Below are 2,682 nucleotides of genomic sequence, written 5' to 3' on the forward strand. Positions count from 1 at the left end.
GAAGTTAACAGAATTGAGGCTGAGGATGAATACCTGCATAGCTATCTGGAACGCCTTGAGCCATTGGCGGAGAAACAATACGTCACCGCAGACCAGCTCAAGCAGGCCCGCTCCAAGTATGCTGCCTCACGTGCTGAGCTGGCAGATGCGCGGGCCAAGGAACTTTCGGCCCGAAGCGCGATCGCCGAAGCCAAAAGCGAGAGCCGCAGCGCCGTATCGTTGATTGCCCAGGTCGGTGACGTCAATGCCCGCATCGAAGCGGCCAAAGCGGTCGTTGCCGCCGCGGAGCTCGACGTGGAATACTGTTCGGTGAGGGCGCCTTTCGATGCCTACGTCACCAACCTGAACACACGCGAAGGCGAATACGCCAAGGTCGGAACGCAAATGTTTGCCTTGGTCGATGACCGCCACTGGTATGCCATCGCCAACTTCAAAGAAACTTATCTACAGTCCATCCGCCCCGGTCAGGAAGCCGAAGTGTTCCTGGTCGGTTATCCGGGAAAACGCTACCAGGGCGTGGTGACGGGTATTGGCTGGGCCAATTCTCCCGATAATATCAAGCAACAAGGGGTACTGCCGGAGGTTGAGCGTACATTGCACTGGGTCGTCCTTGCATCGCGTTTTCCGGTACGGATTGAGATAAAGGAGCGCGACCCCGAGCATCCGCTGCGCATGGGCATGACCGCCTTTGTCACTGTTCTGGATCGCCCGGCCGAAAGTCCGGGGCTTTCGCCGGCCAGTGAGGAAGGAGCCAGCAAAGCCCGGATTCCGCAATGAATAACGGTGATACGCAGCACACTTCGGTTCTGAATAAAAGCCGAAGCAGACTTTGGTTCGGAACCGGCCTGACACAATTCCTGAAGACTGAACTCAGAGATTTTCCAGGACGGAGGGTAGCTGCACTCCGTCTGTTCATCGTGTCGCTGACCATTGCGCTAGTCAGCCAAGCCCTGCACGTTCCCCCCTTGGGTGCGATCGCACTGCTGATCTGCTTGAGTTACGACGCGTATGCGAATGCCGGTCAATCTCTGGCATTCGGGATGCGCCAACTGGGCTATATCATCGTCACTACACTGGTATCGGTATTTACGCTGATGTTAGCCGGCAATGATGCCTGGCTGTTGCTACCCTTGTCTTTCATCATACTGGCTATCGCCCTATTTCATGCCCGTCTGATCGCCTGGCCCACCGGCATCGCCCTATGGTATTCCGTAGCGGTGCTGTATAGCCCAAGCGCCCCCGATCAAGCTATCTATAACGCCCTGTGGAATATCCCAATCATTGGCGTGCTGGCTATAGGCTCATGGACTGTGGTGCATCTGACCATCAAACCGCAAGACCCGCTCAAACAGCTGAAGACGAGTATCGCGGAACAACTGGCGGCAGTGGAATACATTTTGAGTACTCGCCTGGCCGACAGCGGTGTGAAGATCCATGAGAGGGTAATCTCGAAACTTTCCAGCGCCGGCAGCTTCGGCAAAATACTGGGTTTACTGGCAAACGCGGAATTGATACATCCCTCCATGCATAAACAGCATGATACTTATCTTGCCCTGCTGCTTGAAATCGACGGTTTACGGCAGATGGCCATCTGGCTGGATCAGGTATTGACGGCAGAGTATCGCGCTCAATCGATGAATCAGGAAAAATTAAATGTCTACCTGGCACTGCAAAGCGCCTGTACAACGCTTCGGCAAGGCGTGGAAGAATCGCGCGATGTTTCCGGCCAAATAGAGACGCTGCTGGCCGATGAAGTGCTGCACAGTTATTCGCTGCAAACCAACCCTTCGCTGTTAACCGCCGTTTGGCGAGCGCTGCAGCGTATCTCTGGATTGATGCATAATTTACATAACCCGGCAGCAGCGCCTGAAATTAAAACCATAGAGGCCGAAACCGACAGTAACGAAGCAGATGGCTGGATTCCAGCCTGGTTTGGCTATGACTTCTGGGCGACGCATGCCGACAGCCTGCAATTCGGGATTAAATTTTCTCTGGGCGCCATACTTTGCACGCTGATCGTGGAAAGCCTGGACTGGCCGGATATCAATACCGCCATACCTACCTGTTTGGTCGCTGCACAAACCAGTCTCGGCGCCGACTACCGGCTATCGCTATTGCGTCTGTCGGGCGCGGCCCTGGGTGGGCTCTGCGCCTACTTATATGTGCTGGTATTCCAGTCCCAAATCGACACCATCGCCGGCTTTGTTATTGCAACGATTCCGGTATGGGCTCTTGCGGCCTGGATTTCCTCCGGCAGTGAACGTATCGCATACATGGGCAGGCAGATCGGGTTTTCATTCGCGCTGTTCGTTTTACATGATTTCGGCCCCGTCACAGATCTCTATCTGCCTCGTGACCGGGTTATCGGCATTTTGCTGGGCATCATTGTGATGGGAGTAATCGACTATGCGCTATGGCCGCGGCGTTCGATTGTGCTTGCTCGTCACCATAGCGTAGCGGCATTGCACACACTCGCCAAGCTCACAACCCGGCTGCCGGATCTGAGCCTGATGCTCAGGCATACGTTGCCATTGCGCTTGTCTGCAGAAAAAGATTTGGCTGCTGCACAGGATTTAGTGATTCACGCAGTTCTGGAACCGGATGCAAGATTGATCGACAAAATCAACGAAAGAACAACGCTGGGTGCGATTATTGAAGCAGCCGGCAATTTGTCCGGCTTGC

The 2,682-nt window shown here is 54.7% G+C and carries 2 protein-coding genes; both read left to right on the top strand.

The window, feature by feature from the left end:
- Positions 1-777 (top strand): efflux RND transporter periplasmic adaptor subunit (locus tag M0R47_RS21680; RefSeq protein ID WP_292558437.1); only part of this gene is annotated, 777 nt, incomplete at its 5' end.
- A partial coding sequence (locus M0R47_RS21685; RefSeq protein WP_292558438.1) for an FUSC family protein occupies positions 774-2,682 on the top strand: 1,909 nt, incomplete at its 3' end. The genes M0R47_RS21680 and M0R47_RS21685, both read left to right, overlap by 4 nt.

Source organism: Methylobacter sp. (assembly GCF_023227905.1).
Lineage (GTDB): Bacteria > Pseudomonadota > Gammaproteobacteria > Methylococcales > Methylomonadaceae > Methylobacter_A.